21 protein-coding genes are annotated in these 26,556 nt (G+C 70.6%); 14 read left to right on the top strand and 7 right to left on the bottom strand.

Annotated elements, in window-relative coordinates; genetic code table 11:
* Nucleotides 1–30: 30 nt before the first annotated feature.
* From AB0M02_RS13145 to AB0M02_RS13130, 4 genes are all read left to right on the top strand, one after another.
* Nucleotides 31–843 (top strand): exodeoxyribonuclease III, encoded by an 813-nt coding sequence (locus AB0M02_RS13145; protein ID WP_364226066.1) that lies wholly within the window; start codon nucleotides 31–33, stop codon nucleotides 841–843.
* Nucleotides 844–904: 61 nt separating this feature from the next.
* The gene (locus AB0M02_RS13140; protein ID WP_364225496.1) at nucleotides 905–2,620 is read left to right on the top strand and encodes a PP2C family protein-serine/threonine phosphatase; all 1,716 of its coding nucleotides are present in this window, start codon (nucleotides 905–907) and stop codon (nucleotides 2,618–2,620) included.
* Nucleotides 2,617–3,675, top strand: a complete 1,059-nt coding sequence (locus AB0M02_RS13135; protein WP_364225494.1) for a cobalamin-dependent protein — start codon at nucleotides 2,617–2,619, stop codon at nucleotides 3,673–3,675. Before AB0M02_RS13140 ends, AB0M02_RS13135 begins: the two co-directional genes overlap by 4 nt.
* Nucleotides 3,676–3,931: 256 nt before the next feature.
* Nucleotides 3,932–4,174 (top strand): hypothetical protein, encoded by a 243-nt coding sequence (locus AB0M02_RS13130; RefSeq protein WP_364225492.1) that lies wholly within the window; start codon nucleotides 3,932–3,934, stop codon nucleotides 4,172–4,174.
* Between the two features lie 66 nt (nucleotides 4,175–4,240).
* Here AB0M02_RS13130 and AB0M02_RS13125 read toward each other — a convergent pair whose 3' ends face one another.
* The 3 genes from AB0M02_RS13125 to hrpA form a co-directional block, all read right to left on the bottom strand.
* The gene (locus AB0M02_RS13125; protein WP_364225489.1) at nucleotides 4,241–4,975 is read right to left on the bottom strand and encodes a LamG-like jellyroll fold domain-containing protein; all 735 of its coding nucleotides are present in this window, start codon (nucleotides 4,973–4,975) and stop codon (nucleotides 4,241–4,243) included.
* An 80-nt stretch (nucleotides 4,976–5,055) separates the two neighbouring features.
* Entirely contained in the window at nucleotides 5,056–5,436 is a 381-nt protein-coding gene (locus AB0M02_RS13120) for a DUF6401 family natural product biosynthesis protein (protein ID WP_364225487.1), read from the bottom strand.
* 122 nt (nucleotides 5,437–5,558) lie between these two features.
* The gene (hrpA, locus tag AB0M02_RS13115; protein ID WP_364225484.1) at nucleotides 5,559–9,476 is read right to left on the bottom strand and encodes an ATP-dependent RNA helicase HrpA; all 3,918 of its coding nucleotides are present in this window, start codon (nucleotides 9,474–9,476) and stop codon (nucleotides 5,559–5,561) included.
* Between the two features lie 119 nt (nucleotides 9,477–9,595).
* On the opposite strand from hrpA, the gene AB0M02_RS13110 reads away from it, so the two are divergent.
* A complete protein-coding gene (locus AB0M02_RS13110) occupies nucleotides 9,596–9,952 on the top strand; it encodes a response regulator (protein ID WP_364225481.1) in 357 nt (118 codons plus the stop codon).
* Here AB0M02_RS13110 and AB0M02_RS13105 read toward each other — a convergent pair.
* Nucleotides 9,913–12,261, bottom strand: a complete 2,349-nt coding sequence (locus AB0M02_RS13105) for an ATP-binding protein (protein WP_364225478.1) — start codon at nucleotides 12,259–12,261, stop codon at nucleotides 9,913–9,915. The genes AB0M02_RS13110 and AB0M02_RS13105 overlap by 40 nt on opposite strands.
* Nucleotides 12,262–12,298: 37 nt before the next feature.
* On the bottom strand, nucleotides 12,299–13,429 hold the full coding sequence (gsmA, locus tag AB0M02_RS13100) for a sporangiospore maturation cell wall hydrolase GsmA (RefSeq protein ID WP_364225475.1): 1,131 nt from the start codon (nucleotides 13,427–13,429) through the stop codon (nucleotides 12,299–12,301).
* A 122-nt stretch (nucleotides 13,430–13,551) separates the two neighbouring features.
* Here gsmA and AB0M02_RS13095 point away from each other — a divergent pair, with 122 nt between their 5' ends.
* Together AB0M02_RS13095 and AB0M02_RS13090 are read left to right on the top strand one after the other, a co-directional pair.
* A complete protein-coding gene (locus AB0M02_RS13095) occupies nucleotides 13,552–14,487 on the top strand; it encodes a phosphatase PAP2 family protein (RefSeq protein ID WP_364225472.1) in 936 nt (311 codons plus the stop codon).
* Complete coding sequence (locus tag AB0M02_RS13090; RefSeq protein WP_364225469.1) at nucleotides 14,484–15,047, top strand: general stress protein; 564 nt, start codon at nucleotides 14,484–14,486, stop codon at nucleotides 15,045–15,047. The genes AB0M02_RS13095 and AB0M02_RS13090 overlap by 4 nt, the downstream gene beginning before the upstream one ends.
* Nucleotides 15,048–15,216: 169 nt before the next feature.
* Here AB0M02_RS13090 and AB0M02_RS13085 read toward each other — a convergent pair whose 3' ends face one another.
* Nucleotides 15,217–15,924: an RNA polymerase sigma factor SigF gene (locus tag AB0M02_RS13085; protein ID WP_364226064.1), complete on the bottom strand. Its 708-nt coding sequence runs from the start codon at nucleotides 15,922–15,924 to the stop codon at nucleotides 15,217–15,219.
* Between the two features lie 293 nt (nucleotides 15,925–16,217).
* Here AB0M02_RS13085 and ppgK point away from each other — a divergent pair, with 293 nt between their 5' ends.
* Together ppgK and AB0M02_RS13075 are read left to right on the top strand one after the other, a co-directional pair.
* Nucleotides 16,218–17,021 (top strand): polyphosphate--glucose phosphotransferase, encoded by an 804-nt coding sequence (gene ppgK, locus AB0M02_RS13080; protein WP_364225467.1) that lies wholly within the window; start codon nucleotides 16,218–16,220, stop codon nucleotides 17,019–17,021.
* 8 nt (nucleotides 17,022–17,029) lie between these two features.
* Entirely contained in the window at nucleotides 17,030–17,497 is a 468-nt protein-coding gene (locus AB0M02_RS13075; protein ID WP_364225464.1) for a PPOX class F420-dependent oxidoreductase, read from the top strand.
* Between the two features lie 162 nt (nucleotides 17,498–17,659).
* Here AB0M02_RS13075 and AB0M02_RS13070 read toward each other — a convergent pair whose 3' ends face one another.
* Complete coding sequence (locus tag AB0M02_RS13070; protein WP_364225461.1) at nucleotides 17,660–18,319, bottom strand: hypothetical protein; 660 nt, start codon at nucleotides 18,317–18,319, stop codon at nucleotides 17,660–17,662.
* Nucleotides 18,320–18,412: 93 nt separating this feature from the next.
* On the opposite strand from AB0M02_RS13070, the gene AB0M02_RS13065 reads away from it, so the two are divergent.
* From AB0M02_RS13065 to glgB, 5 genes are all read left to right on the top strand, one after another.
* Nucleotides 18,413–19,204: a fused MFS/spermidine synthase gene (locus tag AB0M02_RS13065; protein WP_364225458.1), complete on the top strand. Its 792-nt coding sequence runs from the start codon at nucleotides 18,413–18,415 to the stop codon at nucleotides 19,202–19,204.
* Between the two features lie 135 nt (nucleotides 19,205–19,339).
* Nucleotides 19,340–21,304: an alpha-1,4-glucan--maltose-1-phosphate maltosyltransferase gene (locus AB0M02_RS13060; protein WP_364225455.1), complete on the top strand. Its 1,965-nt coding sequence runs from the start codon at nucleotides 19,340–19,342 to the stop codon at nucleotides 21,302–21,304.
* 10 nt (nucleotides 21,305–21,314) lie between these two features.
* A complete protein-coding gene (gene treS, locus AB0M02_RS13055; protein WP_364225452.1) occupies nucleotides 21,315–23,072 on the top strand; it encodes a maltose alpha-D-glucosyltransferase in 1,758 nt (585 codons plus the stop codon).
* The gene (locus AB0M02_RS13050) at nucleotides 23,069–24,409 is read left to right on the top strand and encodes a maltokinase (RefSeq protein WP_364225449.1); all 1,341 of its coding nucleotides are present in this window, start codon (nucleotides 23,069–23,071) and stop codon (nucleotides 24,407–24,409) included. Before treS ends, AB0M02_RS13050 begins: the two co-directional genes overlap by 4 nt.
* A complete protein-coding gene (glgB, locus tag AB0M02_RS13045) occupies nucleotides 24,406–26,556 on the top strand; it encodes a 1,4-alpha-glucan branching protein GlgB (protein ID WP_364225447.1) in 2,151 nt (716 codons plus the stop codon). Before AB0M02_RS13050 ends, glgB begins: the two co-directional genes overlap by 4 nt.

Below are 26,556 nucleotides of genomic sequence, written 5' to 3'. Positions count from 1 at the left end.
TCCGGCCCGCCGATGCGGCAGGCTGTGCTGATGCGCTTCGCCACCTGGAACGTCAACTCGGTCAAGGCCCGGCTGCCCCGCCTGCTCGACTGGCTGGCCGCCACCGCGCCGGACGTCGTGTGCCTGCAGGAGACCAAGGTGCCCGAGGACGGCTTCCCGGAGAAGGAGGTCGCCGAGCTGGGGTACGAGACGGCAGCGTACGGCCAGGGCCGCTGGAACGGCGTCGCCCTGCTCTCCCGCACCGGCCTCGACGACGTGCGCAAGGGATTCGCCGGTGAGCCCGGCTATCCGGACCCGGAGGCGCGCGCCATCAGTGCCGTCTGCGGCGGGATCCGCTTCATGTCGGTGTACGTGCCCAACGGCCGCACCCCGGACGACCCGCACTACGCGTACAAGCTCCAGTGGCTCGCCGCCCTGCGCGAGGCACTCGTCGCCGACCTGGCCGCCGGCCCGCTCGTGGTCGCCGGCGACTACAACGTGGCACCCACCGACGACGACGTCTGGGACCCGGCCGTCTTCGTCGCCTCGACCCACGTCACGCCGCCCGAGCGCGCCGCCCTCGCCGCGATCCGCGGTATCGGGCTGACCGACGTGCCGGCCCGGCCCCTCAAGGGCGACCGGCCGTTCACCTATTGGGATTACCGCGCCGGGATGTTCCACCAGAACAAGGGCATGCGGATCGATCTGGTCTACGCGAGCGCGGACGTCACCGCGCGGGTGACGGATGCCGTGGTGGACCGGGAGGCACGCAAGGGCAAAGGGCCCTCCGACCACGCTCCGATCGTGGTCGACCTGGACGCGACACCCGGCACGTCCCGACCGGTTCCCGGCCCGACCCCGTAGGCTGGTATCGATCCTGCACACCTAACGAGCTTTATTCGGCGGGGAGAGACAGGAGGCCACGATGACAGCGCGTACGCCGGCGGGGGCCGGCGAGCCGCTGACGCCCACGGTCCCGGTGCCGCCCGCTCCGGCCCTGCTCAGGGCCGCGTTCGAGGCGTCGACCGAGGCGATGCTGCTGTGCACGTCCGACGAGCACCTGGTGGTGCTGGCGAACGCGGAGGCGCGCCGCCTGGTCCCGGGTCTGCTGCCCGGCGACGACATCGCGACCGTGCGGCTGCCCGCCCTGAGCCGGGCCACCGCCGAGAACACCGACTCGTTCCGGTACTCCGACGGCGGCCGGTGCGTCTACGGCATGCGGCGTCAGCTCGACGACCGGCACTACGCCTGGTTCCTGCGTGACCACACCGACGCGCACGAGCGCGAGGCCGCGCTGGAGATCGAGCGGTCCCGGACGGCGTTCCTCGCCGAGGCGGGGCGGCGGCTGTCCGCGTCGCTGCATGTGCGGCGCTGCAGCCGTACCATTGTGGAGCTGGCGGCGGCCCACCTGGCCGACGCCGCCGTGGTGGTCCTGCCGGCGAAACGGCGGCAGAGTGCCTGGACCCGGCTCGCACCGGGTCGCCCCGTCGAGGAGGGCACCCAGCGCGAGCACCGCCTTGCCGACGTGCCCGGCCTGCTCGAGGCCCTCGGCGGATTCCCGCCGATCCCGAGCCGCTGGCTGGACGCCGGGCAGGCGCCGGACTGGCTGTTCCCGGCCGGCCTCGGCCCGGTCGGCGCGCTGCTGGTCGTCCCGCTGCCCGGCAACGCGGAACCGGCCGGCGCGCTGATCCTGGCCCGGTTCGGGGCCGGTGCCGTGTTCAGCGACCAGGACGAGCTGCTGGCCCGGGTCTTCGCGGCTCGCGCCGGTGCCGCCGTCTCGGCCGCGATGCTCTACCGCGAGCAGGTGGACACCACCGCGGTGCTGCAGGCCGACCTGCTGCCGCCGGAGCTGCCGTCGCTCGACGGCTTCGAACTGACCGGCTCCTACCAGGCCGCCGGTGAGGCGCTGCGGATCGGCGGCGACTTCTACGACGTCTTCGGCCCGACCGGCGACAGCACCGACACCGTGATCGCACTCGGCGACGTCTGCGGCCACGGGCCGGAGGCCGCCGTGCTCACCGGTAAGGTCCGGCAGACGCTCCGCGCGCTGCGCCTGGTGCAGGCCCGCCCGGAGGCGATGCTCAAGGTGCTCAACGAGGCGCTGCTGCAGTCCGGCCGCCGGCACCGGTTCGTCACCATGGTGGTCGGCTCGATCAGCCGGGCCGAGCACGGCCGGGTCCGGCTCGACCTGGCGTCCGGCGGGCATCCGGCACCGCTCGTGCTGCGCAACGACGGCGTGGTCGAGGAGGTGCCGACCAGTGGCACGCTGATCGGCGTCATGGCGCGTACAGTCGTGCATCCCGCCGCCGTGGAACTCGCGCCGGGCGAGCTGTGCCTGCTCTACAGCGACGGCCTCACCGAGGCGCGCGGCGGCCCGAGCGGCGGCGAGCAGTACGGCGAGACGCGACTACGACACGCTCTCTCCGAGTGCCAGGGCATGCCCGGTGCGGCCACCGTGGAACGCATCCGCCAGCTCGTCTCCGACTGGGCGCGCGGCGGCAACCAGGACGACATCGCCATGCTGGCGATCCGCGCGCCGTCCCGGACGCCGCTGAGCCTGCGCGGTGGCGGGGTCCCGGCCGCCTCGCCGTACCTGATCACCGCCCAGCAGGGCAGCCGCCGGACGCGGGCGCGCTCATGACCGCGTCCACCCGGCCCCGGTCGCTGACCGATCCGGGGCTCGCCGAGCACTACCTGACGCTGATCGGCGACGGCGACGAACGCGGCGCCGCCGAGCTCGCGATCGCCCTGCTCGACGGCGGCACATCGGCCCAGCGCCTGATCGTCGACCTGATCGCGCCCAGCCAGGCCCGGGTCGGCGAGCTGTGGGCGTCCAACGAGTGGTCGGTCGCCCGGGAGCACGCGGCGACCGCGGTGAGCGAGCGGGTGCTGGCCCTCGTCGCCGCCCGCACCCGGGTGACCCCACACCGCGGGCGGATCACCCTGGCCTGTGTCGACGGCGAGTGGCACGGCCTGCCCGCCCGGATGCTCGCCGAACTGCTCCGCCTCGACGGCTGGCGGGTCGACTTCCTGGGCGCCAGCGTCCCCGGCCGCCACCTGATCACCCACCTGCATCAGACCGGGCCGGACGCGGTCGCCCTCAGCTGCATGATCCCGACCCGTCTCCCCCGCGCCCACGCCGCGATCACCGCCTGCCGCGCCGCCGGTGTCCCGGTCATCGCGGGCGGCCGGGGCTTCGGCCCCGACGGCCTCTACGCCCAGCGCCTCGGCGCGGACGCGTGGGCGGCCACCGGCGAGGAGGCGGTCACCCGGCTGGCCACCGACTGGCCACCGCCGTACGTCTCGGACGTGCCCTTCCTCGACAGCTCCGGTTTCCTGGGCGACGAGGAGTACACCCACCTGATCCGCTCCCGCCCCCAGCTGATCGCCACCGCCATGAGCCGCCTGCCCGCGGCCTACCCGGTGGCGCACCACTACGACCACAGTCAGCTCGACGCCACCGCCGAGGACCTGGGCCACATCGCCGATTTCCTGGCCGCCGCGCTCTACGTCCGCGAGCAGCAGATCTTCACCGACTTCGTCGAGTGGACCCGTGACGTCCTCCAGGTTCGCGGCGTGCCGCTGGCCGCTCTGCGCGCCGGTCTGCGCCTGATCCGCGACCAGCTGGTCGACTTCCCCGCCGCCATCACGATGCTGGACATCGCCACCGCCCGGGTGGCCGAGAAGCACGAATAAATCGGTTGGCGGAGGTCGCGGCCCCGGTTACCGTTGGCCGCATGCTGTGATGGTCACCCGGATCCGCCCGCGCCGCGCCTGACGCGGCGGGCGTGTCTTCCCAGGTCTGCCCCTGCCGGGCGGCCGTTGTCCGGGCATCACGGCGCCGTCACCCGCCTTTCTTCACAGGCGTCTCTCGTGTGCGGCGCCACCCGCTTCGCCGCCGGCTTGTCCGCCAATCCCGCCATGAGCGCCAGAAGCGCCAGGAGGTCATGACATGCCTGCCAAACCCTTCTCCGTCAACCTGAACCTCGACGACATCGCCCGCCGCGACATCGCCGCCGCCCTGCGGCGCCCCGCGCCCGGCGATGAGGCCGACGACCAGCAGGTCACCGGCGACACCGGTCACCACGGCGCCCGCGACAGCCGCCAGGCCGCCCGGGAACGTTCCGGCCGCGCCCGCTCCGACCGCGCCGCCGGAGCTTCCGGCGGCCGCAGCTACGCCTTCCGCCGCAGCTGACAGAGCCGGGCCCCGGGCGATCCTTCTCGGATCACCCGGGGCCCTTTCCCTGTCACCTCGTCGTGCTCAGCCCAGCTGGGCGTAAACGTCGTCGACCTGGCCGTGGTACATGTCGCCGCCGCGGGCGAAGTTCGGGCCGCCGACGCGGAGCGGGAGATTGTTGTCGACCGTGAGGGTGCTGGGCACGGCGGTCCGCTCACCCGGGACGCCGTCCACCGAGACGGCCAGCACGGTGCCGGTCCGCTGGCAGACGACGCGGTGCCAGTTGCCGTCGATGACCGGCTTGGCGGAGATCGCCGAGAACGCCTGCCCGCTGCCCTTGGCGACCATCACGCACTGGGCCCGCCCGGTGGGGCCGCCGATCTGCAGCTTCCACTGGCTGTCGCGCGTGGCGACACCCTTCTGCACCACGTTCGCCGAGCCGGTGAGCTGCGCGCGGGTCAGGCGAACGGTCGCCGCCCAGCGGAAGCTGCGCGTGCCGGGGTCGAGGTCAGCGTCGTCGGGCGCCTCCATGAGCGCCTTCGCACAGGTGGGAGCGGTAGCCGCACACGGGCCCGGGAACGCCGCGAACCGTCCCGCGCCCAGCGCCACGAACGCCACGAGCCCGTTGGCGAACCCGCGCACGGTGAGCGCGCTCCCCCGCCCCGACAACTCCGAGATCCGGCCGCCCACGGCGCCGCCGTCGAAGTTGTACCGGGCAACCAGCATGGGCCCGGGCACGACAACCGGCGCGGCCACCGCCGGAGCGGCCACCACCGGCACCGTGAGAAGAGCGAGAAGCGAGAGCCTGAAGATCTTCATGAGAAGAAGATGGCCTAAAGTCCCCTTTTATACGGTTCCGACCCGCGAAAGTAGATCGTAAGGGGCCCGAGTTCACCCGCTCAGAGGAGACCGGCCGTCTCGGCGATCAGGCAGACCGCGACGACGCGCAGCAGCGGCCAACCCGCGTTCAGCCAGCCCTCGACGGTGACGGGGGCGGCGCCCGGCTCCGGGAGAGGGCGGCCCATCCGGATGCCGCCGGCGGCGATGGACCGGGCGTACGCGGCGAGGCCCTTCGCGTCGGCCACCCGGCCGGCACTGTGAAGGGCGTCGCGGACGGCCGCGGCGTGCTGGTCGAGGCGGGCCAGCAGGGCGGGCGAGGCGAACGCGGCGGCGAGGCCGTCGACACCCACCCGCGCCATCATCTCGTCGAGGTACGCGGCGGCGGTACGGCCGGCGGCGACAGCGGCGATCGGGGCGAAGGCGAGGTTCTCGTTCGTCATGCCGGCAACGCTAGAGCGCCGTGACCTGCAAGAACAGGGGCGTAACCGAACGGCACCCCAAGCGCCACCCGGCCCGCAACCGCCGCTACCGGCCCGCACCCGGCGCAACCTCGCCGCAGCCGTCAGAGGGGCAACGCGTCCATCGCCTTGTAGATGCGCTTGTCGGAGACGGCATAGGCGGTGCCGAGCGTCTGCGCGAAATAGTTGATCCGCAACTCCTCGATCATCCACCGGATCTCGCGCAGTCCCTCCGACGCCGGGCCGTTCGGGACCGCCTCGGCCCGGAGTTCGCGGTACTCGGACTCGATCTCGTGGATCTGGGTGGTCAGTTGGCGGTCCCTGCCCAGGGTGCCGCCGAGGCGGTCCAGGCGGTGGACGATGCCGCGCAGGTAGCGGGGCATGTGGTGCAGCTGGCGCCAGCCGGTCTCGGTGACGAACCCGGGATGGATCAGGCCCTTCATCTGCTGCCGGATGTCGGAGAGCGCGGGCAGCAGCGACGGGTCCCGCAGCGTGCGCAGGCGCTGGTCCACGTCGTACGCGGTAGCCAGCACGGCCTGCACCTGAGTGACGACGTTGGCCACCGCGTCGACGAGGTCCTGGCGGACGGTGTCGCGCAGGGACGCGAACTCGACCGACGACCAGACCGGGCCGCCCGCATCCGCGACCAGCTTGTCGACCGCCGCTCCCGCGCAGTCGTCGAGGAGGTCGGCGATCGACCGGTACGGGTTGGCACGCGAGAGTTCCAGCTTGGCCCGGTTGTCCAGGCGCCCCTGGAGATAGCGCGCGGCCGGCGGCAACGTGAGCAGCAGCAGCCTGCGCGTGCCCGCGGCCATCGCCACCCGCTGCGACGCCTCGTCCTCGAACACCCTGATCGCGACGCTGGTGCCCTCGTCGACGAGGGCCGGCCAGACGTTCACCTCGTACCCGCCGCGCACCTGGGCGACCCGCCGCGGCAGGGCGCCGAAGTCGTTGGTGGTGATCCCGCGGCGCTCCAGGTCACCGGCCGCCTTGGAGATGGTGGCCTGCACCTTCGGGGCGAGCTGGCGGCGCAGCACGTCGAGGTCGCGGCCCTCGGCGACCACCTCGCCGGTCTCGCCCGCGATCCGGAAGTTCATCCGCAGGTGCTCGGGCACCTGGTCGGGGCGCCACGCGTCGCGGGGAACGACGGTGCCGGTGAGACGGCGCAGCTCGTTGCCGATCGCGTCGGGCAGCGGTCCGCGCCGCGCCGGCACCCGGTCGAGGACGGCCTCGGCCCAGTCCGGGACCGGCACGAACGCGGTGCGCAGGTGTTTCGGCAGCGCGCGGATCAGGGCGATCACGACGTCCTTGCGGAAACCGGGCACCGACCAGCCGAAGTCGTCCGCGTCGACCTTGTTGATCAGGTCGAGCGGCAGCCGGACGGTGACGCCGTCGCCCGGTTTGCCAGGTTCGAACTCATAGGAGAGCGGCAGTTTCACCCCACCCGCGAGCCAGGCGTCCGGGAAGGCTTGCGGATCAACGGTATCCCTGCCCGAATTGACCAGGTCTTCCCGAGTGAAAGTCAATAAATCGGGATTCTCCCGGCGGGCGTTCTTCCACCAGCCGTCGAAATGGCGCGCGGAAACCACGTCCGCCGGAATCCGAGCATCGTAAAGCGCGTACACCGTCTCGTCGTCAACGGCGATGTCACGCCGCCGCGCCCGGTTCTCGATCTCCACAATTTGGCGCAACAGACGATTATTGGAGTCGAAGAACTTATGGTGCGTCTCCCAGTCCCCCTCGACAAGCGCGTGTCGGATGAACAGTTCCCGGGCGACCACCGGATCCACCCGCCCATAACCCACACGGCGGCGCGGAACGATCGGCAGACCGTAGAGCGTGACCTTCTCGAAGGCCATCACCGCACCCATCTTCCGGTCCCAGTGCGGTTCGCTGTAACTGCGCTTGACCAGGTGCGGCGCGAGTTTTTCGGCCCATTCCGGCTCGATCCGCGCATTCACCCGGGCCCAGAGGCGGCTCGTCTCGACCAGCTCGGCGGACATCACCCACCTCGGCTGGCGCTTGAACAGCGCCGAGCCGGGGAACACCGCGAACTTGGCGCCACGGGCACCGAGATATTCGCGCTTCTCCTGATCCTTCATGCCGATGTGGCTGAGAAGTCCCGCCAGCAGGGCGGTGTGCACCGGTTGTGCCGCGACTCCGGCTTCCCAGTCCTCTTTGACAGAAAGATTGAGCGTACGCGCAACCTGCTTCAGTTGCGAGTAGATGTCCTGCCACTCGCGCACCCGCAGGTAGTTGAGGAATTCTGACCGGCACAGCCTCCGGAACTGGTTGCCCGACAGTTCCTGCTGTTTCTCCCGCAGATAGCGCCACAGGTTGAGGAACGTGAAGAAGTCCGATTCCTTGTCGGTGAACCGGGCGTGCCTCTCGTCCGCCTGCTGCTGTTTCTCGGCCGGGCGCTCCCGCGGGTCCTGGATCGACAGCGCCGCCGCGATCACCATGACCTCGGCGACACACTCCTGCCGGTCCGCCTCGATCACCATGCGCGCGAGCCGCGGGTCGACCGGCAGCTGCGCGAGCTGGCGGCCGAGTGGGGTGAGTTTGCGGTCGTCGAGCGCGCCGAGCTCCTCCAGGAGCTTGATGCCGTCGGTGACGTTGCGCCGGTCCGGCGGGTCGATGAACGGGAACTTCTGCAGGTCACCGAGGCCCAGGTTGGTCATCTGCAGGATGACGCTGGCCAGGTTGGTCCGCAGGATCTCCGGCTCGGTGAATTCCGGCCGCTGCTCGAAGTCCTCCTCCGAGTAGAGCCGGATGCAGATGCCGTCCGACGTACGCCCGCAGCGCCCCTTGCGCTGGTTCGCGCTGGCCTGCGAGACCGGCTCGATGGGCAGCCGCTGCACCTTGAGCCGGTTCGAGTACCGGCTGATGCGGGCCGTGCCGGGGTCGATCACGTAGCGGATGCCGGGGACGGTCAGCGAGGTCTCGGCGACGTTGGTGGCGAGCACGACCCGGCGGCCCGTGTGCCGTTCGAAGACCCTGTGCTGCTCGGCCGCGGACAGCCGGCCGTACAACGGGACGATCTCGGTGCCGCGCAGGTCGCGCTTGTTCAGCGCGTCGGCGGTGTCGCGGATCTCCCGCTCGCCGGAGAGGAACACCAGGATGTCGCCGTCGCGGGGCAGTTCGTCGACCGCGGCCGCGATGCCGTCCACCTGGTCCTGCGGCTCCTCGGTGTCGTCCTCGGTGACGGTCACCAGCGGCCGGTAGCGCACCTCGACCGGGTAGGTCCGCCCGGACACCTCGATCACCGGTGCGGGCCTGCCGTCCCGGCCGGCGAAGTGCTCGGCGAACCGCTGCGTCTCGATCGTCGCCGACGTGATGATCAGCTTGAGGTCGGGGCGCTGCGGGAGCAGCTCGCGCAGGTAGCCCAGGATGAAGTCGATGTTGAGGCTGCGCTCGTGCGCCTCGTCGATGATCAGCGTGTCGTAGCGGCGCAGCATCCGGTCGTTCTGGATCTCGGCGAGCAGGATGCCGTCGGTCATCACCTTGATCATGGTGTCGTCGCTCACCTGGTCGGTGAACCGCACCTTGTAGCCGACCGTCGAGCCGAGCGGCCGGTCCAGCTCCTCGGCGATCCGCTCCGCCACGGTCCGGGCGGCGATCCGGCGCGGCTGGGTGTGCCCGATCTGCCCGCGCACCCCTCGGCCGAGCTCGACGCAGATCTTCGGGATCTGGGTGGTCTTGCCGGAACCCGTCTCACCGGCCACGACCACCACCTGGTGGTCACGGATCGCGGCGGCGATGTCGTCCTTGCGGGCGCTGACCGGCAACGACTCCGGATAGGTCACACGCGGGACCGAGGCGAGCCGGCTCTCCAGGCGCGCTCGCGCCGCCTCCACCTCACCGGCGATCTCGGACAGCACGGTGGAACGGGCGGCGTCGTCACGGATGCGCCGGGTGCCGTCGAGGCGGCGCTGCAGCCGACGCTCGTCTCGGGGAAGCAACTCGGAGATCCGCCGGCGCAGCTCGGAGACGGCCGGAGCGGGAGGAGGCGATATCGACATGGCGGGCCAAGGATAGGCGGAACCTGCCGGAAACGCCTGGTGATTAACGCCGCCCCCGTGTCCCCGATGTCACCTGGATCGGTAGTTGAGTGAACGTTCCAGCAGAGACGAGGTCAACGGTGATCGTTGTCGCGGAGGATCACGACGACATCCGGTACGTGCTCAAACGCTCGCTGGAGCGCGCCGGGCACCACGTCGTGGCCGCGGCCGACGGCGCGGCGGCCCTGGCGGCGATCCGCGAGCACCGCCCGGACCTGGTGGTCACGGACGTGGACATGCCGAAGATGACCGGCCTCGACCTGTGCCGGGCGATCCGCGCCGACGACGAGCTGCGGCACATCCCGGTCGTGGTGGCCAGCGGCTCACTGATCCCGGGCGACGGGCGCGCCGAGGACGCGGGCGCCTCGGCGACGCTGCTCAAGCCGTTCGTGCCGGCTCAGCTGCTGGCGCTGGTGTCGGCGCTGCTGCCCTCGTAACGCTTGGTCCGCTGCGGTTCCGGCACCGGCGGCGGCCCACCGCCCAGGCCGGGCAGCTGGGCGGCCTCCAGGATGGCGGCACGCTCGGCGAGGGCACGTTCCAGGGCTTCGCGTACGGCGTCGTCGTCACTGTCGGCTTTCTCGGTGCTCATGGCGGAGTCCTCCTCGGGTACGGCGATGGCGGCGGGCAGCGTGAAGTGGAAGCACGTACCGCCGCCGGGGTTGTCGGCGACGCCGATCTCGCCGCCGTGGCGTTCCACGATCCGTTTGCAGATGGCCAGGCCCAGCCCGGAGCCGGCGTAACCGGCCGTCGCCGCCTCGGTCCGGTGGAACGAGTCGAAGATGCGCGGCTTCTCGGCGTCCGGGATGCCGATGCCGCCGTCGGCCACCGCGATGCGCACACGGTCCACGCCGACCGCCTCGCCGGTCACCTCGACCCGCGGCGCGCTGCCGGGCCGGACGTACTTGAACGCGTTGCCGATCAGGTTGTCCAGGACGTGCCGCACCATGCCGGCGTCCGCCTCGACCGGCGGCAGCGCGCTGACCGTCCAGCGCGGAGCCGGGCCGTCGTCGCCGGCCCGGTGCCCGAGCCGGTCGCTGATCACCTCGAGGACCAGCGGCTCCAGGCGGATCGAGGCGAGGCGCAGCGGCGCGTGCCGTGCGGTGGTGTACGCCAGCAACGTCTCGATGAGCGTGTCCATCCGGTCGACGGCGTGCACGACCCGGCGTACCGCCTCACTCGCGTCCGCCACCGCGGGAAAATCGCCGCCGAGATCCTCGATGGCGAGCTCGGCGTGACCGCGGGCCACCGACAGCGGCGCCTTGAGATCGTGCGCGACCACGCCCGCGAAGATCGTCAGATCGGTCTCGTAGCGGCGCAGCTCGGTGATGTCCCGGAAGATCGCGACCGCGCCGTGCACCCCGGCGCTGAAGTCCAGCGGGCGGCCGTCGACGCTCAGCAGCACCCCCTCGGGCCGGCCGCCGTTGCGGATGAACACCTCGACGCCGTCGGACGGCTCGCCGTTGAGCGCCCGGATCAGCGGCATCTCCTGCAGCGACATCGGCGTCACGCCGTCCGGGCGGTAGACGCCGTAGTGCCGCTGCCACTCCTCCGGGCTGCTCGGATCGGCGTCGACGCCGCCGAGCAGCCGCCGCCCGGACGGGTTCTGCACGAGCACGCCGCCGTGCTCGTCCACCACGATGACACCGTCGCTGATGCTGGTCAGGACCGCGCCGAGCAGCACGGCCTGGCGGCGGCTGTCAGCCTCGGTCTCGCGCAGTTCCCGGGTGGCCACCTCGACCTGCTCGCGCGCCCGGGAACGGCCGGTGGCCAGCACGTGGACCAGCCACGCCAGGAGCAGGGTGAGCAGCACTCCGCCGGCCAGGGCGATCACCGCCGGGTGCCCGCCGGCTCCCGGCAGCCGGCCGGAGTCGGCCCGGGTGATCAGCGTCCACCGCCGGTCCCCCACGTCGAACTCCGAGCTGCGGGTCAGGTCCGGCCGCCCCGGCACCGACCAGTCGGCGATCGTGACCCGGCCGCCGTCGCTGTTGGCCGCGGTCAGGCTGCCGAACAGGTGACCCTGGCTGGTGGTCTGCAGGATGCCGGAGAGGAAGCTCTGGCCACGCAGGCCGAGCACCGCCCAGCCGATGAAGTGCGGCGTGTTGCCACGGCTCCAGAGCGGCGTGGCCAGGACGAACGACTCCTGCTGCTCGGTCACCGGCTTCTCGCGGTCGCGCAGCAACACGTACGTGTCGGAGACGGTCGTCTGCCGCAGCCGCCTGGCCTCCTCGAAGGCGCCGCGCAGCTCGGGGATCGTGACCAGGTCCGTGCCGGTGACGCCGGCCACGTCGGTGTCGTTGAGGATCCGGGAGTACACCGTGAAGAAGTGCTCGCCGGTGCCGACCGGCCGCATGCGCAGGCCGGAGGCGCCGAGGGCACGCCACTTGCGCTCGGCGGCGGCGACGCCGGCGGTCTCGGCCGGTACGACGAACGCCACCGCGGCAGCACCGATCAGCTTCGCGTCGGCCAGCGCCGAGCTGGACAGGTCGAAGTCGTCCCAGGTGAACTCGGTCTGGCTCGCCGCACCGGCGGCGAGGGTCTCCAGGACCGCCCGGTACCGGCCGATCTCGGTCTGCACGGCGGCCAGGGCCATGGCGTGGCGCTGGTCCATCACCCGCTCGGCCTTGTCCCGCTGGATCACGTGGAGGCCTGCCGACACCAGCACCGTCACCAGAAGCCCGGTGACCAGCACGGCGGCGGCGAGCAGCGGGCCACCGGTCCGCCGCTCGCCGTTCTCGCGTCCCTCCACCATAAGGAGCGTATGCCGCAAAACGCCCTCGTTGGTGTTACTTCCAGGTGTCGTAGCGGTACAGCCCGTAGGTGGCCATGATGCCGGTGATCTTGGGGTAGTACTTCGGGTCGGTGGCGTACCCGGCCTTCCACACCGTCCAGATGAACTTGTTCGCGTCCCGGGTGTAGGTGAACGCCGGGGCGTACCGCTTGTTGTTGCGCAGGAAGTGACCGTGGTCGCGGAACGAGCGGGCCATCGAGGCGTACGTGCGGAACGCGTCGGCCGTCTCGAAACACTTGCCGGCCTTGTCGCACTCGGTCGTCCTGTAGACGTGGCAGCCGGTCGCGTGCGGGCCGTAGTAGCCGCTCTGGCACTTGATGCCGAAGTAGTTGCGGTCGGTCGCGGACAGGCTGCTGCGGCCCCAGCCGGACTCCAGGATCGCCTGCGCGATGGTCACCGACGGCGGGACGCCGTACTGCCGCCAGCCCTGCTGTGCGCCGGGCACCGCGGCGGCGATGAACTGCTCGGGCGTCAGAGCGGGCGGGGTGGGCGCGGGCGCCGGTTCCGGGCACGCCTTGACGGCGGCGGAGACGACGTACGCGTGCGAGATGTAACGCCCGTCGGTGAGCCTGTCCCACTGGGTGGTGGTCCGGACCGTGCCGGCGACCCGGGCGCCCTGCACCGAGCAGCTCACCTTCACGCTCGTACCGTTGGCCGCCTTTCGGACCACCGCGCTGAGGGTCGACGGGCCGCTGCGGACATTGACGGCGCCGTCGGCGGTGCGCACCCGGCCGGTCACGAACGAGGCGGCCTTGGCGCCGGCCTTGCAGGCCGAGATCTTCGCATCGGTACGGAGATAACTGTGCGAGACATAGGAACCGTTGCTGAGCCGGTCCCACGTCGCGGTCGTGCGCACCTTTCCACGCACGGGCTGGCCGTTCACCGTGCACTCGACCGTGACCTTCTGGCCGTCGCGCAGGGTGCCGATCACCTGCGCGGTCAGCGAGGGCGCGGAGCGGACCTTCAGCGCGCTGTTGACGTCGACGGTCGCCGTGACACCGCTCGCGTACGCCGCGGCGGGCGACACACCGAGCCCGGTCCCGGCGGCAAGCACCAGCAGCGCGCCGGTGAGCAGTCGTCGGGTGCTGTGCCCCATGAAGTACGTCCCCCTCGTTCCGATGGCCATCGGTACGAAGGTCTGTTCCGGGCGTTGCGTCACCGGAGTTCGAACGGGTGCGGGTGTGTTGCGCTTGGATTCTCGCCGGATGGGGAAAGGGCGTGTCCACATCGCCGTCTTTGGAGGACGACATGACAGCCGTCGCCCCGCGTCCCGCCCGTGTATCCCGCGTGCCCGCCCGCCCGCGTGCTTCCCGCCCGCGCCGCACTTTGTGGGACACGGCCAGTCCGCTGCTGGTCTCGATCCTGGCGGCCGCGCTCGCGGTGGCCGTCTACGTGATCTTCATACGCACACCACTGGGCCAGCTGGCGGACACCGCGGCGATGCGGGGCAACGACGTGGATCACCCGAGGGTCACGGAGGTGCTCACCCGTACGCTCAACGCCACCCAACTCGCGAGCCTCGCGCTGGTCTGCCTGCTCGCCGCGGCCTTCGGCGCGCTGCGCCGCCGCCTCGACCTCTCCGTCGCCGCCACCCTGACCGTGGTCGGCGCCAACCTCACCGCGCAGCTGCTCAAGGCCCGCCTGGACCGGCCGGACCTGGACGACTTCCCGGCACCCAACTCGTTCCCGAGCGGCCACACCGCCGCCGCCGCGTCGGTCGCGTTCGTGCTGGTGCTCGTGTTCCCCCGGGCGCTGCGCGGCACGATCGCCCTGATCGGCGCCGCCTACACGGCGGTGGTCGCGATCGCCACCGTCTGGGCCGAGTGGCACCGCCCGAGCGACGCGGTAGCCGGTGTGCTGATCGTGCTGGCGTGGGGTTCGCTGGCGGTGTGGGGCGTACGCCTGCGCCTGTCCGGGCCCACCCGGCCGCTGCACCTGCCCAACCGCCTGGTGACCGTGGTCCTCGGCATCACCGCCGCCATCACCGCGGCGGCCGGCGTCGTCGGCCTGGTCGCGGTGGCCCTCTCCGAGCGGGTCTTCCCGGACTTCGTCTCCGGCAAGTACGCGTTCCTGGCCGGCGCGGCGGGCATTGTCGCCTTCGTCGCCGGGGCGTTCATCATTTGGGTACGGCTCACGGCGGGCGAACCGCCGGCGTCCCGACCCGCTACAGGAGGCACCAGATGACAACCCCTCCCGCTGACAACCCGGCAGCCGCCGCACCCGGTTCGGTGCCGCCCGGCCCGGCCGGCGTTCCCGACCTGCCCGCTGCCGCCACCCCCGCCGCGGCGGGCCCGACCGTCGTGGTCGGCACCTACCCGGAGTACGGCCTGGCCCAGCAGGCCGTCGACCACCTCTCGGACAACAGGTTCCCGGTCTCCCGGGTCTCCATCGTCGGCACCGATCTGCGCCTGGTCGAGAACGTTCTCGGCCGCCTGACCGTCGGCCGGGCCGCCATCGCGGGCACGGCCAGCGGCGCATGGTTCGGCCTGTTCGTCGGCCTGCTGTTCGGCCTGTTCAGCGACTCGGGCTGGTTCGCAGTCATCCTGACCACGGTCCTGATCGGCGCCGTCTGGGGCGCCGTCTTCGGAGCCATCGCCCACGCCGCCACCGGCGGCCGCCGCGACTTCACCTCACGAAGCTCCCTGCAGGCAGCCCAGTACGCCGTCCTGGCCGACACCGAGGTAGCCGACGAGGCCCGCCACCTCCTGATCCAGCTGAACTGGCGAGCCAGCGGCGCCCGGTAAGCCTAGCGCCTGTTTCTTCAGTGGGGGCAGGAGCGAGGCGAGGTCCAGGTGTCGTCTGGGTGTGCGGCGCGGGCGCCCGGATACCGGGGTTGTATCCGGGTGTTCGCGACGTGCGGCCAGACGGCGGCTGGGCCACGCCGCAGCCCAGCCATCCACTCCGAAACAGGCGCTAGGAGGCCAGCTGACTCCGCAGCTTGCCCAGCGCCCTGGTCAGCAACCGCGAAACGTGCATCTGCGAGATCCCCACCTGCTCCGCGATCTGCGACTGCGTCAGGTTCCCGTAGAACCGCAGCGTCAGAATCCTCTGCTCCCGCTCGTCCAGCGTCGCCAGCGCCGGCCCCAGCGCCACCCGCGTCTCCGCGATCTCATACTCCCGGTCCACCGCACCGAGCGTGTCCCCCAGCTCAGTACTCCCGTCCGCGCTGATGGGCGTCGACAGCGACGTGGCGTTGTACGCCCGCGCCCCCTCCAGCCCTTCCAGCACGTCCTCCTCACCGATCCCCAGATGCACAGCGATGTCCGCCACGGTCGGTGACCGCCCCAGACTGTGGGTGAGCGTGCTGTTGGCCTCCGTGATCGCCAGCCGCAGCTCCTGCAGCCGACGGGGGACCCGGACCGACCACGTCCGGTCGCGGAAGTGCCGCTTGATCTCGCCGATGATCGTCGGTATCGCGTACCCGGCGAAGTCGACGCCACGTTCCGGGTCGAATTTGTCGACCGCTTTGATGAGGCCGACGGTCGCGGTCTGGATCAGGTCGTCGGTGGGTTCGCCCCGGCCGGAGTATCGGTGGGCGAGGTGGCGGGCGAGGGGCAGCCAGGCTTCGATGGCCCGGTCCCGGATGCGGCCACGCTGTTCGGGCGGCGCGTCCGCCATCATCGTGAGCAGGTCGGACGCTGTTACCTCGATGAGGGTCATGGACTGGTCCTCCATCAGCGGGCAGAGAGCCGTGCCCGCGCTCGGCGACCGTTCTATAGGGCAACGCTAGCCGAGAAGACGACCCTCGACTAGCCGAAAGTATGAGTGACGATGCGTGAATACGGGAATTACTCAGCGAGTTCATTCTATGGTGTCGGTCGCTCACGGTCCGTCAGAGCGCAAGATTTACTGTCGGCACCGCGTGGTAGACACCGGAGAACGACCGGCAGAGCGAGCGGAAGAACGGAAGACGGATGAGCATCCTCGGTATCGACATCGGCGGCTCCGGCGTCAAGGGCGCCCCGGTCGACACTGTGCGCGGCGAACTGCTCGAGGAGCGGTTCCGTGTGCCCACCCCACAGCCGGCTGACGTGGAGGCCGTCCTCGAGGCGGTCGCGGAGGTCGCGGGGAAGTACGCGGACGTCGAGCGCGTCGGCATCACGTTCCCGGGCATCGTCGTGGACGGCGTCACGAAGACGGCGGCCAACGTCGACAAGTCCTGGCTGAACGCGCCGGCCGCGCAGGTCTTCTCCGAGCGCCTGGGCATGCCGGTGACCGTGCTCAACGACGCTGACGCGGCGGGCGCGGCCGAGGTGGCGTTCGGCGCGGGCCGCGACCAGTCCGGCCTGATCATCATGGTGACCCTGGGCACCGGCATCGGCACCGCGCTGTTCCTGGACGGCGTGCTGATCCCGAACACCGAGCTCGGCCACCTGGAGATCGACGGCCGCGACGCCGAGCTGCTCGCCTCCGACCGGATCCGCGAGGCCGAGGAGCTGACCTGGGAGCAGTGGGCGCCGCGGGTGGAGCGTTACCTGCGGCACGTGGAGATGCTGCTCTCGCCGCGGCTGTTCATCATCGGCGGCGGCGTCAGCAAGAAGTCGGAGAAGTTCTTCCCGCTGCTGGACCTGCGCACGCCGATCGTCGCGGCCGCGCTGCTGAACAACGCGGGCATCATCGGCGCGGCGGTCAGCGCGGAGCAGGCGGCGTCCGGCCCCGGCCAGCAGGACCCGGGCGCGATCCAGGTCGACGCGGCCGCGCAGGCCCACCGGGACTAGGAGAGACCATGCCACGCACCATCGCCACGAACACGCGGGTCAGCCGGGAGGAACTGGTCGAGTTCCTGCGGCCACGGCACCACGCGATCCTGATGACCACGCGCAAGGACGGCCGCCCGCAGTCCTCGCCGAACTCGTGCGGCGTCGACGCCGAGGGCCGCATCGTGATCTCCAGCTACCCGGAGCGGGCCAAGGTGGCGAACATCCGCCGCGACCCGCGAGTGACGCTCTGCGTGCTCTCCGAGGAGTGGAACGGTCCGTGGGTGCAGGTCGACGGCACCGCCGAGATCATCGACCTGCCGGAGGCCGTCGAGCCCCTGGTGGACTATTTCCGGTCCATCTCCGGCGAGCACCCGAACTGGGACGAGTACCGCCAGGCCATGCGTGACCAGGGCAAATGCCTGATCCGCGTGACGATCGACTCCTGGGGCCCGATCGCCACCGGCGGCTTCCCCGCCAGACTGGCCGAAGACTAGAAAGAGGCCGCGATACCGGCGCCCAGGAGGACATTGGCACCGGTATCGCGGCCTCTCAGTTCCCTCCCGTCCCGCCGCACAAAGGCAGCGGGATCCGGCCGGGAGAGACAGATCAAGCGGCGAGCGGAGCGCGCCCGCCGGTGTCGAGGGTGCCGAAATCCGCTAGGCGAAGCCGTCGTGGATTTCGGTGCCCTCGACAGCGGCTCCCAGGGGCGCGCTCCCGCCGAGCGGAGCGAGGCCATTGGGCACAGCGCGATCCGGCTCGGCGTCCAAGAGGTAGAGCAGGGTGTCCCGGTGCATGGAGGCGATCGGGTCCAGCAGGTCGGGGTGGCGCAGCAGCGCGGCGGCCTCACGGTCGCGCGGGTCCGGCTGCAGCAGGCGGCGGAACTCGGTGGGCAGACCGCCGGGGCGGCGGGCGTGCGGGCGGGGACGCGGGTCGGCGGCGCCGGCCGGCATGGCGGCGATCACCGCGTCGACGCCGCGGCGGGCCAGCATCGGGTCGGCGAGCAGGCAGGCGGCCCAGCTCACCACGACCTCGTCGACCCAGGTGCGCCAGCCCTCGCCGTCGGCGAACTCGTCGTCCGGCTCGCTGCCGGCCTTCCAGTCGAGCAGGGCGGAGCCGCCGGGACCCGCGATCGCGACCAGCGCGGCGTCGACCTCGGTGGGGTACCGCAGCCAGGCGGCGACGGTCACGGCCTGCCGGGCCTGCAGTTCGGCCAGGGTGTGCGCGACGGTGTTGGAGTCTCCCCCGGGGTACGCGCGAGCCAGCCAGTGCGTGCTGGCGGCAATCACCGGCGACAGTGCGGTGGACGGTCCGGCCACGTCGGTATCTCCTCCCTCAGGCGCTTGCCGGGGGCGGCTCGCGTCAGGGGTATAGCTCGGGTTCGCGATGGCCGTCTTGAGTAAGGTCACTCGATGGCAACCCGCGGCAACCGACGCACTACCCTGACCGCGCTGGTCGCGTCCGGGGTCGCCGATCTGGAGCCCGATCCGGACCGGCCGCGCGGCTGGACGCTGCTGATCGACGGCGTGCCGCAGTCATACGTGGATCTCGACGACCCGGAGTACCTGGCGTTCACCTACGTGCGCCAGATCGCGCGGGCCGTGCGGTCCTGGAGCGGGCGGAGCGCGTCTCGCGTACCCCTGAAGATCTTGCATTTGGGTGGTGGGGCGCTGACCCTGCCGCGCCTGATGGCCCGGTGGTGGCCGGACGCCGCGCAGAAGGTGGTGGAGCACGATCCGGACCTGATCTCGCTGATCCTGCGGGAGATGCCGCCGGCGCAGCCGATGGAGATCTCGGTGGGCGACGCGCGCACGGTTCTGGAGACCGAGGAGCAGCAGGGGTACGCGGTGATAATCGCCGATGTCTTCTCGGGCGCCGCGATGCCGGGCTCGCTGGCGACGGCCGGGTTCGCGACGGCGGCGGCTCGGGCGTTACGTCCGGACGGGCTGCTGGTGATGAATCTGACCGATGTGCCGCCGCTGGCCTTCACCCGGACCCAGGTGGCGACGATGCGATCGAGCTTCGACGATGTGGCCCTGCTCGGCCAGACCGGAGTGTTGAAGGGGCGCCGCGCGGGCAATGTGGTACTGCTGGCCGGCGCCGTCCCGGACGTGCGCCCGGCAAGCGACGAGCGCCTGTTGCGATCAGGTGAACTTGTCGTGTTTTCCGGTGGCGCACGGCCGCGTCCGGACGGGTCGGCGTAGGGATGCTCCGGTAGGTTGAACCGCATCGGCGGTCGGCCGTTTCAAAACCTCCACTGCGGAGAAGTCATAGGACGAACGGCGGTGGATTCTCCGGTCGCCGAGTCCTCCCGCGCCCCTCTGACTACGGTGGAGATCATGACCGGTCGTTTCCCCATCGAAGACGTGACGCCGGCCGTTTCCGGTGGCCGCTACCCCGCCAAAGCGGTGGTCGGCGAGCTCGTCCCGGTTTCTGCGGTGTCCTATCGCGAAGGTCACCACGCCCTCGGCGTGAATGTGGTATGGCGTGGCCCGGACGGGGAGACCAAGCCGTTCACCCGCATGACGCCCGGCGAGCCGGGCCTGGACAGGTGGCACGCCTCGATCCGTCCCGACGAGATCGGCCGGTGGACGTTCACCGTCGAGGCGTTCGACGATCCGTACCGGACGTGGCGCGACGCCGTGGTCAAGAAGATCGGCGCCGGGCAGGGTGCCGAGGACCTCGCGAACGACCTCGCCGAGGGCGCCGAGGTGATCGACCTGGCCGCCAAGATCGTGCCGCCGGCCGACGAGGAGCGGGTCCGCACCGCCTCGGCCGCGCTGCGCGACGAGCAGCGTTCCCTGTTCGCCCGGGTCACCCCGGCGCTGGACCTGGAGGAGCTGCTCTGGCACAACCCGGTGCGCCACCTGGTCACCACGACCCGCTCGTTCGCGATCTGGGTGGACCGCAAGCGCGCCCTCTACTCCGCGTGGTACGAGTTCTTCCCCCGTTCCGAGGGTGCCGAGATCGGGCCGGACGCCACGCCGGTCAAGCACGGCACGTTCGCCACGGCCGCGCTGCGGCTGCCGGCTGTCGCGGCGATGGGCTTCAACGTCGTCTACCTCCCTCCGATCCATCCGATCGGAAAGATCAACCGCAAGGGCCGGAACAACACTCTGGTCGCCCGTCCGGAGGACGTCGGCTCGCCGTGGGCGATCGGATCCGACGAGGGCGGGCACGACGCGATTCATCCGCAGCTGGGGAGCCTCGACGACTTCCGGGCGTTTATAAAGAGGGCTGAGGAACTGGGGATGGAGGTCGCCATGGACCTCGCCCTGCAGGCTGCCCCGGACCACCCGTGGGTCTCCGAGCACCCGGAGTTCTTCACGACCCGGGCCGACGGCTCGATCGCGTACGCCGAGAACCCGCCCAAGAAGTACCAGGACATCTACCCGATCAACTGGGACAACGACTATCGGGCGCTGCGTGACGAGGTCTACCGCGTGGTGATGCACTGGGTGAACAACGGCATCAAGATCTTCCGCGTCGACAACCCGCACACCAAGGCCGTCAACTTCTGGCAGTGGCTGATCCCCAAGGTCAAGGAGTCCGACCCGGACGTGCTGTTCCTGGCCGAGGCGTTCACCCGCCCCGCGATGATGAACGGGCTCGGCAAGATCGGCTTCACGCAGTCGTACACGTACTTCACGTGGCGCACCTCGGCGCCCGAGATGCGCGAGTACATGGAGCAGCTGCTCACCTCGATCGACTGGATGCGGCCGAACTTCTGGCCGAACACCCCGGACATCCTGCACGAGTCGCTGCAGCACGGCGGGCCGCCGATGTTCAAGATCCGCGCGGTGCTGGCCGCGATGCTCACCCCGTCCTGGGGCCTCTACTCCGGCTACGAGCTGTTCGAGCACGTGCCCCGGCCCGGCGCCGAGGAGTACATCGACAACGAGAAGTTCGAGCTGAAGCCGCGGGACTGGGCGGCGGCCGAGCGGACCGGCCGCTCCCTCGCGCCGTACCTGACCAAGCTGAACCAGATCCGTGAGCAGAACCCGGCCCTGCACTGGCTGCGCAACCTGCGCTTCCACGAGATCGACAACGGCGCCCTGCTCGTCTTCTCCAAGCGGGATCCGGAGACCGGCAACACCGTCCTGGTCATCTGCTCGTTCGACTCCGCCAACGTGCAGTGGGGCAACACCACTCTGGACATGCCCGCCCTCGGCATGGACTGGCACGACCGGTTCACGGTGGTCGACCAGATCAGCGGGGCGACGTACGAGTGGGGACAGTACAACGCGGTCCGGATCGACCCGTACGTCGAGCCGGCGCACATCTTCGTCGTGCAGACGGGGTAGGGGGAACACGATGGAGTTGACGAGCGAGCACGATCCGGCGTCCGGCAGCCACACCGAGGACGGTGTGGTCGAGCACCCCAGCGCCGACGACTTCGGTCACGCCCGGGCCCTGCCGGCCGACCGCACCTGGTTCCAGCGGGCGGTCTTCTACGAGGTGCTGGTCCGGGCGTTCTACGACTCGGGGTCCGACGGCGGCGGCGACCTGCGCGGCCTGATCGAGCGGCTCGACTACCTGCAGTGGCTGGGCGTCGACTGCCTCTGGCTGCCGCCGTTCTACGACTCGCCGCTGCGCGACGGCGGCTACGACATCCGTGACTTCTACAAGGTGCTGCCGGAGTTCGGTACGGTCGACGACTTCGTGGCCCTGCTCGACGCCGCCCACAAGCGCGGCATCCGGGTGATCACCGACCTCGTCATGAACCACACGTCGGACTCGCACCCGTGGTTCCAGGCCTCCCGCCACGACCCGGACGGCCCTTACGGCGACTTCTACGTCTGGAACGACACCAGCGACAAGTACCCCGACGCCCGGATCATCTTCGTCGACACCGAGGAGTCGAACTGGACGTTCGACCCGGTGCGCCGGCAGTTCTACTGGCACCGGTTCTTCTCGCACCAGCCCGACCTCAACTACGAGAACCCGGCCGTGCAGGAGGCGATGCTCGACGTCCTGCGGTTCTGGCTGGACCTGGGCATCGACGGGTTCCGCCTGGACGCCGTGCCGTACCTGTTCGAGGAGGAGGGCACCAACTGCGAGAACCTGCCGGCCACGCACGCGTTCCTGAAGCACTGCCGCAAGGTGATCGACGACGAGTTCCCGGGCCGGGTGCTGCTGGCCGAGGCGAACCAGTGGCCGGCCGACGTGGTGGAGTACTTCGGCGACCCGCGCTCCGGCGGCGACGAGTGCCACATGGCGTTCCACTTCCCGCTCATGCCGCGCATCTTCATGGCGGTCCGGCGCGAGTCGCGCTTCCCGATCTCGGAGATCCTGGCGCAGACGCCGGAGAAGCCGGACAACTGCCAGTGGGGCATCTTCCTGCGTAACCACGACGAGCTGACGCTCGAGATGGTCACCGACGAAGAGCGCGACTACATGTACTCGGAGTACGCCAAGGACCCACGGATGAAGGCGAACGTCGGCATCCGCCGCCGGCTCGCCCCGCTGCTGGAGAACGACCGCAACCAGATCGAGCTGTTCACCGCGCTGCTGCTGTCGCTGCCCGGCTCGCCGGTCCTGTACTACGGCGACGAGATCGGCATGGGCGACAACATCTGGCTCGGTGACCGCGACGGCGTGCGTACGCCGATGCAGTGGACGCCGGACCGCAACGCGGGCTTCTCCACCGCGACGCCGGGACGGCTCTACCTGCCGGTCAACCAGGACCCGGTCTACGGCTATCAGGCGGTCAACGTCGAGGCGCAGCGGGACAGCTCCACGTCGCTGCTGAACTGGACCCGCACCATGCTGGCCGTGCGCCGCCGGCACGAGGCGTTCGCCGTCGGCACGTTCCGGGAGCTGGGCGGCTCCAACCCGTCCGTTCTGGCCTATCTGCGGGAGTTCGGCGACGACGTGGTGCTCTGCGTCAACAACCTGTCCCGCTTCCCGCAGCCGATCGAACTCAACCTCCAGCACTGGAACGGCTACACCCCGGTGGAGCTGACCGGACACGTCAACTTCCCGAGGATCGGCCAGTTGCCGTACCTGCTGACCCTTCCGGGGCACGGCTTCTACTGGTTCCAGCTGTGCGGGTCAGAGGAGAAGCAATGACGCTGCCTTTCGCCGAGTGGTTGCCGAAACAACGCTGGTACGCTGGGCGCAGCCGGGTGCTCGCGTCCATCAAGGAGGCCTCCGCCACGTCCCTCGGCGACGACCTCGACCTGGTCCTGGTGGACGTCGAGTACACCGACGGCAGCTCCGAGCGGTACCAGATCCTGGTCGGCTGGGGCTCCGCACCGGTCGCCGAGTACAACGCCGTCGCCACGATCGGCACCGCCGACGACGGCCGGGTCGGTTACGACGCGCTCTACGACGCGGACGCGGCACGCTATCTGCTCGGGCTGGTGGAAGGCTCCGAGCAGAAGGGCGACATCACGTTCTCCAAGGAGCCCGGCGACGCGCTGCCGCTGGACGCCTGGCCCCGGGTGTTCGACGCGGAGCAGAGCAACACCAGCGTGATCTTCGACGAGGACGCCATCCTCAAGCTGTTCCGGCGGGTCACCTGCGGCATCAACCCGGACATCGAGCTGAACCGGGTGCTCGGCCGCGCCGGGAACCCGCACGTGGCGAAGCTGTTCGGGTCGTTCCAGGCGGCCGACGACGCCGGCTCCTGCTCACTGGGCATGGTCACCGAGTACGCGTCGAACTCGGCCGAGGGCTGGGCGATGGCCACCGCGTCCGCGCGGGACCTGTTCGCCGACGCGGAGCTGGGCGCCGACGAGGTGGGCGGCGACTTCCAGGGCGAGTCGTACCGGCTGGGCGAGGCGGTCGCGTCGGTGCACCTGACGCTCTCCCGGGAGATGGGCACCGGACCGGCGCCGTTCCCGCTGGACGGGTTCCTGGCCCGGCTGCGGACGGCCGCCAACGCGGTACCCGAGCTCCAGCAGTACGTCCCGGCGATCACCGACCGCTTCACCCGGCTCACCGGCGAGCAGGTCGAGGTGCAGCGGGTGCACGGCGACCTGCACCTGGGCCAGGTGCTGCGCACGCCGGAGGCCTGGCTGCTGATCGACTTCGAGGGTGAGCCCGGCCAGCCGCTCGACGAGCGCCGCCTGCCCGACTCGCCGCTGCGTGACGTGGCGGGTGTGCTGCGCTCCTACGAGTACGCGGCCTATCAGCTGCTGGTCGACCAGGACGAGGACGAGCACCTGGCGGCACGGGCCCGCGAGTGGGTGGACCGCAACCGGACGGCCTTCTGCGACGGGTACGCCCACGCGGCCGGGCAGGATCCCCGTGATCGTGCCGAGCTGCTCGCGGCGTACGAACTGGACAAGGCGGTCTACGAGGCCGCGTACGAGGCCCGGCACCGGCCCGGCTGGCTGCGCATCCCCCTGCGCTCCATCGCCCGGCTGGTCGAGACAACCCCCGGAGGAATCGTTCCATCATGATCGGGCACACCACCTCACGGCTGGCCGCCGACAAGCGGGCCATGAACAGCGTGATCGCCGGGGACACCCACGATCCGCACGCCATCCTCGGCGCTCATCCGCACGGTGGGCACACGGTCGTCCGTACCCTGCGCAAGGGTGCCTCGGCGGTGGCGGTCCTGCACGACGGAGAACGCTACGAGGCGACCCTCGTGCACCCGGACGGCATCTTCGCCGCCGAGCTGCCCGGCACGGTGCTGGACTACCGGCTCGACGTGGACGGGACGCAGTGCGACGACCCGTACCGTCATCTCCCCACCCTGGGTGAGCTGGACCTGCACCTGATCGGTGAGGGCCGGCACGAGAAGCTGTGGAAGGTGCTCGGCGCGCAGCCGAAGGGCACCGGGGTGGCGTTCGCCGTGTGGGCCCCGGCGGCCCGCGGTGTCCAGGTCGTCGGCGACTTCGCCGGCTGGGGGCCCTACGACGGGTGGCCCATGCGCTCGCTCGGCTCCAGCGGCGTCTGGGAGCTGTACGTGCCGACCGCGCACCTCGGCACCAAGTACAAGTTCAAGATCCTGGGGCGCGACGGGGTGTGGCGCGAGCACGCCGACCCCCTGGCCCAGCACACCGAGGTCCCGCCGGCAACCGCCTCGGTGGTGTTCCAGTCGGAGTACCAGTGGCACGACGAGCAGTGGATGCGGGAGCGTTCCCGCAAGTCGTGGCACCAGGAGCCGATCAGCTGCTACGAGGTGCACCTGGGTTCGTGGCGGCCGGGGCTGACCTACACCGAACTGGCCGAGCAGCTCGTGGACTACGTCGTCGAGACGGGCTTCACGCACGTCGAGCTGATGCCGGTCATGGAGCACCCGTTCGGCGGCTCCTGGGGCTACCAGGTCACCGGCTACTTCGCTCCGACCTCCCGTTTCGGCTCCCCCGACGAGTTCCGTTTCCTGGTCGACAAGCTGCACCAGGCCGGCATCGGCGTGATCCTCGACTGGGTGCCCGCCCACTTCCCCAAGGACGAGTGGGCCCTGGCCCGCTTCGACGGCACCCCGCTGTACGAGCACGGCGACTGGCGCCGCGGCGAGCACCCCGACTGGGGCACGTACGTCTTCGACTTCGGCCGCAAGGAGGTCCGCAACTTCCTGGTGGCCAACGCCCTCTACTGGTGCGAGGAGTTCCACGCCGACGGCCTGCGGGTCGACGCCGTGGCCTCGATGCTCTACCTGGACTACTCCCGCAAGGACGGCGAGTGGACCCCGAACCAGTACGGCGGCCGGGAGAACCTGGACGCGATCAGCTTCCTGCAGGAGATGAACGCGACCGTCTACAAGCACCACCCCGGTGTCATGACGATCGCCGAGGAGTCCACCGCGTGGCCCGGCGTCACCCGCCCCACCCACCTGGGCGGCCTGGGCTTCGGCTTCAAGTGGAACATGGGCTGGATGAACGACACCTTGAACTACATGGTCAAGGAGCCGATCCACCGCCAGTGGCACCACCATCAGATGACCTTCGCGACCGTGTACGCATGGAGCGAGAACTACATCCTGCCGATCAGCCACGACGAGGTCGTGCACGGCAAGGGCTCGCTGACCGGCAAGATGCCCGGCGACCTGTGGCAGAAACTGGCGAACACCCGGGCCATGCTCGGCTTCATGTGGGCGTTCACCGGCAAGCAGCTGCTGTTCATGGGCGCCGAGATGGGCGACGAGAGGGAGTGGAACGAGGGTGAGGGCCTGCACTGGCACCTGCTCGAGGACCCTCGGCACGGCGGCGTCAAGGCCCTGGTCACCGACCTGAACCGGGTCTACCGGGAGACGCCGGCGCTCTGGACCCAGGACACCTCACCGTCCGGCTTCCGCTGGATCACCAGCGAGGACTCGCAGCACAACACGTTCTCGTTCGTCCGCTTCGCACCGAACGGCGACACCGTCGCCTGCGTGGTCAACTTCGCCGCGATCCCGCACGAGGGCTACCGCATCGGTCTGCCCCGGCCCGGCCGCTGGGCCGAGGTCATCAACACCGACAGCGAGCTGTACGGCGGCTCCGGCGTGGGCAACATGGGCGCGGTCGAGGCGGAGAACATCGCCTGGCACGGCTTCGACGCTTCGGCCTCGCTGCGCGTACCCCCGCTCGGCGCGGTCTGGCTCCGCTACGAGGGCTGA

It is taken from the genome of Actinoplanes sp. NPDC051861, from assembly GCF_040681145.1.
Classification (GTDB): domain Bacteria; phylum Actinomycetota; class Actinomycetes; order Mycobacteriales; family Micromonosporaceae; genus Actinoplanes.
The sequence above is the reverse complement of the archived record's forward strand: the minus strand, read 5'-3'. Positions and strand labels throughout refer to the sequence as shown.

What these genes read in the sequence shown, in the direction of transcription:
- treS (WP_364225452.1), top strand. Translation starts at nt 21,315, where the DNA reads ATGGAGTTGACGAGCGAGCACGATCCGGCGTCCGGCAGCCACACCGAG.
- AB0M02_RS13120 (WP_364225487.1), bottom strand. Translation starts at nt 5,436, where the DNA reads ATGACGAACGAGAACCTCGCCTTCGCCCCGATCGCCGCTGTCGCCGCC.
- AB0M02_RS13075 (WP_364225464.1), top strand. Translation starts at nt 17,030, where the DNA reads ATGCCACGCACCATCGCCACGAACACGCGGGTCAGCCGGGAGGAACTG.
- ppgK (WP_364225467.1), top strand. Translation starts at nt 16,218, where the DNA reads ATGAGCATCCTCGGTATCGACATCGGCGGCTCCGGCGTCAAGGGCGCC.
- AB0M02_RS13140 (WP_364225496.1), top strand. Translation starts at nt 905, where the DNA reads ATGACAGCGCGTACGCCGGCGGGGGCCGGCGAGCCGCTGACGCCCACG.
- AB0M02_RS13090 (WP_364225469.1), top strand. Translation starts at nt 14,484, where the DNA reads ATGACAACCCCTCCCGCTGACAACCCGGCAGCCGCCGCACCCGGTTCG.
- gsmA (WP_364225475.1), bottom strand. Translation starts at nt 13,429, where the DNA reads ATGGCCATCGGAACGAGGGGGACGTACTTCATGGGGCACAGCACCCGA.
- AB0M02_RS13135 (WP_364225494.1), top strand. Translation starts at nt 2,617, where the DNA reads ATGACCGCGTCCACCCGGCCCCGGTCGCTGACCGATCCGGGGCTCGCC.
- AB0M02_RS13125 (WP_364225489.1), bottom strand. Translation starts at nt 4,975, where the DNA reads ATGAAGATCTTCAGGCTCTCGCTTCTCGCTCTTCTCACGGTGCCGGTG.
- AB0M02_RS13085 (WP_364226064.1), bottom strand. Translation starts at nt 15,924, where the DNA reads ATGATGGCGGACGCGCCGCCCGAACAGCGTGGCCGCATCCGGGACCGG.
- AB0M02_RS13130 (WP_364225492.1), top strand. Translation starts at nt 3,932, where the DNA reads ATGCCTGCCAAACCCTTCTCCGTCAACCTGAACCTCGACGACATCGCC.
- AB0M02_RS13065 (WP_364225458.1), top strand. Translation starts at nt 18,413, where the DNA reads ATGGCAACCCGCGGCAACCGACGCACTACCCTGACCGCGCTGGTCGCG.
- AB0M02_RS13050 (WP_364225449.1), top strand. Translation starts at nt 23,069, where the DNA reads ATGACGCTGCCTTTCGCCGAGTGGTTGCCGAAACAACGCTGGTACGCT.
- glgB (WP_364225447.1), top strand. Translation starts at nt 24,406, where the DNA reads ATGATCGGGCACACCACCTCACGGCTGGCCGCCGACAAGCGGGCCATG.
- hrpA (WP_364225484.1), bottom strand. Translation starts at nt 9,476, where the DNA reads ATGTCGATATCGCCTCCTCCCGCTCCGGCCGTCTCCGAGCTGCGCCGG.
- AB0M02_RS13060 (WP_364225455.1), top strand. Translation starts at nt 19,340, where the DNA reads ATGACCGGTCGTTTCCCCATCGAAGACGTGACGCCGGCCGTTTCCGGT.
- AB0M02_RS13095 (WP_364225472.1), top strand. Translation starts at nt 13,552, where the DNA reads ATGACAGCCGTCGCCCCGCGTCCCGCCCGTGTATCCCGCGTGCCCGCC.
- AB0M02_RS13145 (WP_364226066.1), top strand. Translation starts at nt 31, where the DNA reads ATGCGCTTCGCCACCTGGAACGTCAACTCGGTCAAGGCCCGGCTGCCC.